This window comes from Microcystis sp. M090S1, from assembly GCF_020246295.1.
GTDB lineage: Bacteria > Cyanobacteriota > Cyanobacteriia > Cyanobacteriales > Microcystaceae > Microcystis > Microcystis aeruginosa.
Genome location: NZ_JADBTF010000036.1, coordinates 1 through 6,479, shown reverse-complemented (window position 1 = coordinate 6,479; position 6,479 = coordinate 1). Strand labels below are relative to the sequence as shown.

The 6,479-nt window shown below is 41.4% G+C and carries 5 protein-coding genes; 1 reads left to right on the top strand and 4 read right to left on the bottom strand.

What is annotated here, in order from left to right; genetic code table 11:
* Window positions 1–143 precede the first annotated feature (143 nt).
* The 3 genes from IM477_RS01575 to IM477_RS01565 all read right to left on the bottom strand — a co-directional run bounded on the left by IM477_RS01575 (window position 144) and on the right by IM477_RS01565 (window position 4,419).
* Window positions 144–2,279, bottom strand: a complete 2,136-nt coding sequence (locus IM477_RS01575) for an O-linked N-acetylglucosamine transferase, SPINDLY family protein (RefSeq protein ID WP_287730260.1) — start codon at window positions 2,277–2,279, stop codon at window positions 144–146.
* A 3-nt stretch (window positions 2,280–2,282) separates the two neighbouring features.
* Window positions 2,283–2,978, bottom strand: coding sequence for a Uma2 family endonuclease (locus IM477_RS01570; protein ID WP_287730258.1), 696 nt, complete (start codon window positions 2,976–2,978; stop codon window positions 2,283–2,285).
* A 157-nt stretch (window positions 2,979–3,135) separates the two neighbouring features.
* Window positions 3,136–4,419 (bottom strand): aspartate aminotransferase family protein, encoded by a 1,284-nt coding sequence (locus IM477_RS01565; protein ID WP_287730257.1) that lies wholly within the window; start codon window positions 4,417–4,419, stop codon window positions 3,136–3,138.
* A 543-nt stretch (window positions 4,420–4,962) separates the two neighbouring features.
* Here IM477_RS01565 and IM477_RS01560 point away from each other — a divergent pair.
* Window positions 4,963–6,021 carry a potassium channel family protein gene (locus IM477_RS01560; RefSeq protein ID WP_286826474.1) on the top strand — a complete coding sequence of 353 codons (1,059 nt, stop codon included), beginning with the start codon at window positions 4,963–4,965 and terminating at the stop codon, window positions 6,019–6,021.
* A gap of 67 nt (window positions 6,022–6,088) precedes the next feature.
* On the opposite strand, the gene IM477_RS01555 is transcribed toward IM477_RS01560, so the two are convergent.
* Window positions 6,089–6,325 (bottom strand): PIN domain-containing protein, encoded by a 237-nt coding sequence (locus tag IM477_RS01555; RefSeq protein WP_287730255.1) that lies wholly within the window; start codon window positions 6,323–6,325, stop codon window positions 6,089–6,091.
* Between the last annotated feature and the right edge of the window lie 154 nt (window positions 6,326–6,479).

Genomic DNA, 6,479 nt, shown 5'->3' with positions numbered 1-6,479 from the left:
TCTGAAATGGGGCGAAAGTCTGTGGACTCTGTGTAAGACAGTACATGGTTTTTTAACTGTGGTATGCGACGGTGGTGGAAGCAGAAACTTAAATCGTGAGGTTTAGGAATCGCCGCCCTAAAAGTGCGGCGAGGATGTCAATATCAACTTCCCTCCCAGATTTTTAAATAGGCATTTTCCATATTTTGAGCGAATTTTTTCCCTTGCCAGAGGGGGGCTGTGTCACGATTTCCTAACAGTTGATGGCTGATGTCTTGACGAAGGGAGCGATCGAGTCCTAATTTTACTCCCCAGTCGATATATTCTGCCTCATTCCAGCCAATTCCGGCTTCAATACCAGCATTAATCATAAAAGTATAACTATTGCGGGCGGAAAATTGTTCTCCTACCAATGTAACTAAAGGGATTCCTTGCCATAAAACTTCTAAGGTGGTGGTAGCACCATTGTAGGGATAGGTATCTAACACCACATCGGCAATCTGTAAATTAGCGCGATGGGTATATTCATCTATATCTCTCGGTAAAAATCGCAATCTTTGGGGATTAACTCCCTCCCTAATCGCTATTTCAGTAAATAATTCTTGAATTTTTTCAGTCTTACCAACTCCCTTAATCAGAAAATAACTATTAGGGACTTGTGCGAGAATTTTCATCTGAAGTTTAATAGTATCAGGATGACGTTTCATGCCACTTTGTACGGAAAAATAGATGGTAGCATCGGGGGGAATTTCTAAATCTTCTCGACGGAGATTAGGAGTACCGATTTCAAAACCATCCACTGCTAAATATGTCTCTGGTAAACGATAGATTTTTTCTCGATAATATTCCTCTGCTTGCTGGGGTAAAACGTAGGGATCGGCGATATAGTAATCAATAGTTGCTAATCCAGAAGCATCCCAACCTAACCAAGTCACTTGTTTTGCTGCGGGTTTCTGGGCCATAATCTGATTGGTGAGATTATGGGTTAAACTATCTAAATCTACTAGAATATCTATCTGATCCTGTTGAATTTGTTGGGCAACTTCTAGGGGATTTTGAGCGTAGGGAAAATGACGGATAATATCTCGGCTATCCCGGAACCATTGACGGGTAATTTCATCTTCTTCTTGGTTAATAGTATAGATGGCTATTTGCAATTTTTCTCGATCATGATGGTGAATTAACCAACGACTTAACCAACCGACGGAATGATGTTTTAAGGTACTGGCAAGATAACCGATCGTTAGTTTTTCTTGAACTTTTTTGATCCTAAGCAAAGGAGTTTTTAAACTATTATTATCAAGGAAAATTTCGGCAATGCGATTAGTTAATTGTCGATTGGCTAAAGCTCGATCGCCTAGGTAGGGTAGGGGACTAGAAACATTGAGAAAGCTAGTTTTAATAATCGGTTCTAAAGTGATATTTTTCTGACGGGTTAATTCCTGTAATAAATCATGATATTCTTGATAAATATGATCAATTTCTTGCCAAACTCCCCAGCGCAAAAGTATTAACAAAATCAGATAATTACTGTATAACTTTAGGGTTGGAGTTAGACAAATTTCTCGGAATTGATAGGCAGTTATCAAAGAATTATCAAAGTCTTCTGCTAAAATATAGAGGTTAACCAATTGTTCCAAAAGACTCAGATCATTTGGTCTTAATTGCAGACAAAGTTTAATAATTTCCACTCCAAAAGTGGGACTTTGTTGCTCGTTGGTGACTCGTGCTGCTATCTGAAAAGCTTGCGGGATAAAACTATCGGCTAATTCCTCTAGGTAGGGTAAACTTGCTTGAGCTAAATCTAAAGTTAATTCGTGGGGATATAAAAGACTTTTGAGAACTACATTTAAAAGCAATTCTCGATCGGGATTATATCTGAGATTCTCTTGAATAGGATAATTAAGTAGTTCTCCTGGAGCGAATATTTCTAAATCTAAAGCTAAGTCGAATAAAGCTAATAAATTATTAATTGACTTGGGAACAATTTCCTGTAGATGATAGCGAAAATATTCTACAGCTGCCAGATCACCTTTTCTTTGTTGTCGTCGCGCTTCTGCGTCTAAAACCGCTTCTAATTCTGCTTGCCATTGCTTAACTTCTTCCAGATTACCTTCCCTTAAAACATTTTGCCACATCACCTGTGCCTCTGCTGCTAAATTTTGCAGAAGATAGGCAACTCCCAAGTACCAATAGTCAGAAACATTTTCAGGATTGTTATCGATTAGTTCCTCGTAGATTGCCGCAACTTGAGGATAATCTTCGGCAATTAAAGCTTGATAAGCGTCAGGATGCCACATAAATCAGTTATTAGTTTTTTGAGATAATATTTTCAGAAAATCTTGATGTTCTTGACTGGCTAAACCTTGCTGTAAAACTGTCAAAACCTGTCCCAAGTTACCCGCTAATAAAGCATTAACATTTAACCAAAGACCGGGGAAAACCTGCGAGTAAATTATCCCTCGACTATCGGGTTCAAGTTTAATATATTCTCCAGCATTTAATCGGAACCAATCTAATTGACGTTCATAAACTCGCCAAACAAGATATTCTTGCACTTGATTACGACGATAAACTCGCCATTTATTGTGGAGATCATAGGAAGCACTAGAAGCGGCGATTTCTACGATTAATTCCGGCGCACCTTCGATATAATCATCGTCACTAATAGTTGATTGTCCAGCAATTTTAATTCTTAGTAAAGCATCTGGTTGTACTTCATTATCTGCATCCAGACGCACAGTAGTATTATCCGCAGACATCACCCCAATTGTGGCAGCTTTATAGACCCCTAACCAAGTTAAAATATCAGAATGAGGTTCTCCATGACTCCGCACTCGCACAGGAGAAGACATATAAACTATTCCTTCAATTAATTCGGCTTTTTTTACTTCAGAAAGGTTCTGATAACGACGCTCAAATTCCTGGCGACTTAGTTGATCACCATTTTCTAAAGGAGGGGTTTTAGGGAGGGAATAAATAGGTTCAGAAGTGATCATTTTATTTGCCCCGAACAAGAGTAAATTCATCCTCCCCTAGTCCAGTGAAAAGGTGACAGTTAGGGGGATAAAGCTCAAAAATAATTGACTCTTAACTGGAAACTGTCAACTTAAAACTTACATCTGATAACTGATAACTGATAACTGATAACTGAAATTAAACCACTTTAGCGATGGCTGCTTCCAGCTTATCCATAGCCTCATCTACTTCTGTTTCCGAGACAATTAAAGGAGGTACAAAACGGAGAACTTTCGGACCTGCGGGAGCAATTAATAATCCCTCTGTCAAGGCTGCATTAACAATAGTAGATGAAACCAACTCACTTTCTGAATTAATTTCCAGACCGTTAATTAAACCCCAACCGCGCACATCGACAAATAGATGGGGATATTGAGAAGCAATCACGCGTAAACGGCTGCGTAACTGTTCCCCTCGCTGCTGGACATTTTCGAGAAGATGATCCCGTTCAATGGTTTGTAATACTGTTAAAGCTGAGGCACAAGCGAAAGGATTACCTCCAAAGGTACTCGCATGACTACCCGGTTCAAACACATCACAGAATTTTCTGCACATCATCGCACCGATGGGAATACCACCCGCTAAACCCTTAGCAGAAGTGAAAATATCCGGTTCCACTCCTAAATTCTCATAACCCCAGAGTTTACCAGTTCTTCCGACTCCCACCTGTACTTCATCAAAGACAAGCAAAATGTTATTTTCGTCGCAAATTTTCCGTAAACGTTGGAAATATTCGATATCCCCTGGACGAACTCCCCCTTCACCCTGCAAGGGTTCCAACATAATCGCAGCCACACGACGATTACCCTCATCGAGATCAGCGATCGCATTTTCCACCGCTTCGATATCATTATAGGGAATATAGGCAAACCCCGGCATCAGGGGTTCAAAGTCTTTTTGATACTTCGGTTGACCGGTTGCGGTGATGGTAGCTAAAGTCCGACCGTGAAAACTAGCGTGAGCGGTTAAAATAACCGGCTGTTCGAGGAAATCTAGCACCGTATGGGCATATTTTCGTACTAATTTAATCGCCGCTTCGTTCGCTTCCGCACCAGAATTACAGAAAAAGACTTTATCAGCGCAGGAATGATCGACAATCCATTTAGCTAGTTCCCCTTGTTCGGGAATATAGTATAAATTCGAGACATGATGGAGTTTTTGGATTTGCTGGCTAACCACTTCAATTAAAGCGGGGTGTGCGTGACCGAGGGTACAGGTGGCAATTCCCGCAACAAAATCAAGGTATTGTTTACCGGAAGTATCCCAGAGAAGACAGCCTAACCCTTTGGCGATCGCAATGGGAAAACGACCATAAGTATTCATCACATAGCTGTTAAAACTATCTCGATCGAAGGGTTGATTCGGGTTTAAATTGGGAGTGGGATCAACTAGGGTTGGTTCTAAAAGGGTTTCTGGACTCACTGGGGAACTCCTGCGCGATTAGACTTGACACTCTCGCCGTCAAGCTAGGCTGTGACGGGAGATTCTTGCTTCTACTCCTCTTAACTAGACACAATCCGAAGACTATGCCCCCGTCAGACCGAATCCACAAGCGTTTTAGTTTAACGTCTACCGACTGCCCGGCGGCGGACGGCTCTGAATTTTATTTGTGGGCAGAATTGACCTTAGCCGTTAAGCTTCTATGCTGCTTGACCCGTCACCATTACATTTTCAAGGGCGATATTTGTTCCGAGGTACAAAGGAGCGGGAGGTTTCCGTGATACCTTACGCGCTTTACCGCTTTCTGTATTCTAGCGAAATTCCTCGAAAGTGGAAACGCTACCGCGTTAGTTTCACTTTGGTCGCGAGAGGACTCCCGTTAAGCAAGGGCGGCTCTAACGGGAGATGAATCGCGACCTTGAGATAGGGGAAATTATAATCAAATCCGTCTGAGAAGGACGGGTTATTTAGATTAAAAACTGATTTTATTGTAATTTACTAGACAGTCTTAGGGGTGAATTTTGCTTGTCTATCAGTGAAGATAAATATCGTCGGCTGCGTCAGGAATTAATCGGGGGAATTTTTGCCCTGATTGTGGTATTTTTGCTGGGTACGCTTTGGTATCATCTGATCGAGGGTTGGAGTTGGCTAGATTCGGCCTATATGACGATTAGTACCCTCGCTACCGTCGGTTTTGGCGAAATTAATCCCCTAGGTGAACGGGGACGACTGTTTACAATGGTTTTGATCGTGATGGGAGTAATCACGATCGGTTATATTGTTAATCGCTTGACCGAAGCTTTAATTCAAGGCTATTTTCAAGAGGGACTCAAACAGAGACAGGAGAAACGCGTGATCGATCGACTATCGGAACACTATATCATCTGTGGTTTGGGTCGCACAGGTAGACAGGTGGCGATCGAATTTCACGCCGAAAATATTCCTTTTGTAGTAATTGATACGGACCCCCTACAGGTAAATCGGGCCAAAGAATTAAATTATATTGTTGTTCAAGGAGATGCCACCTTAGATAAATCTTTACAAATGGCAGGAATTGAACGCGCTATTTGTATTGTGGCCGCTTTAACTTCCGATGCGGAGAATTTATATACAGTTTTGTCTGCTAAAACTCTTAATCCGAAAATCCGCGCCATTGCTAGGGCCAGTACCGAAGAAGCAGTACAGAAATTACAACGGGCCGGGGCCGATGCGGTAGTATCTCCCTATATTACCGGCGGTAGAAGATTAGCGGCCGCAGCCCTACGACCCCAGGTGATGGATTTTGTTGATGGGATTTTAACCGGAACCGATCGATCGTTTTATATGGAAGAATTTTTAATCGATCCGAGGACTTGTCCCTGTGTCGGTTTAAGTCTTAGTCAAGCACATTTAAGATATCGATCGGGGGCGTTAGTTTTGGCTATACGTCGCGCTGATGGTACGCTAATTGGGGGACCGACTGGCGATACGGAATTAATGGCCGGGGATCTGTTAATTTGTATGGGAACGGCCGAACAATTACGCAGTTTAACTCAGATTTTAATCCCTATGCGCTCGGATGGTTTACGTTTACCGAAGCATTAGTTAGGGTTTGCGCCAAAAAGTTTGTAGGATGGGTTAGTGGTAGGGTAACATGAGCGGGTGTTGGGTTTCATGCTTCAACCCAACCTACGTTCTCTAGAAGACTTATCACCAATTTTCTTGAGCTTTCTCTTCCATTTTCTCTAGAGAAAATATAATAAATATTGGTAACAGCATGACCAGAAATATATCCTTGAGTTTTACCTGTCTTAACTGTATTTAATGCTTGTACAGATGCTTGAAAATGTGGTTCACGCTTACCCAAAACATCTAGCAATACATCACTATCGAATAGGACTCGTTTCACCGATACTTCTCCACTAGAACTCTTGCAAATTAATTATATGTTATAATGATGGGTTAACTAATTTTTCCCAAAAAATTAGTTAACCAGTACATTCGTCCTGAATGAAAACTTGAAGTTTAACTTTTAACTCAAAACTCTTTAGATATGCTTTAAT

Bases quoted from the DNA above. Each gene is read 5' to 3' on its own strand.
- IM477_RS01575 (WP_287730260.1), bottom strand. From the start codon at position 2,279: ATGTGGCATCCTGACGCTTATCAAGCTTTAATTGCCGAAGATTATCCT.
- IM477_RS01570 (WP_287730258.1), bottom strand. From the start codon at position 2,978: ATGATCACTTCTGAACCTATTTATTCCCTCCCTAAAACCCCTCCTTTA.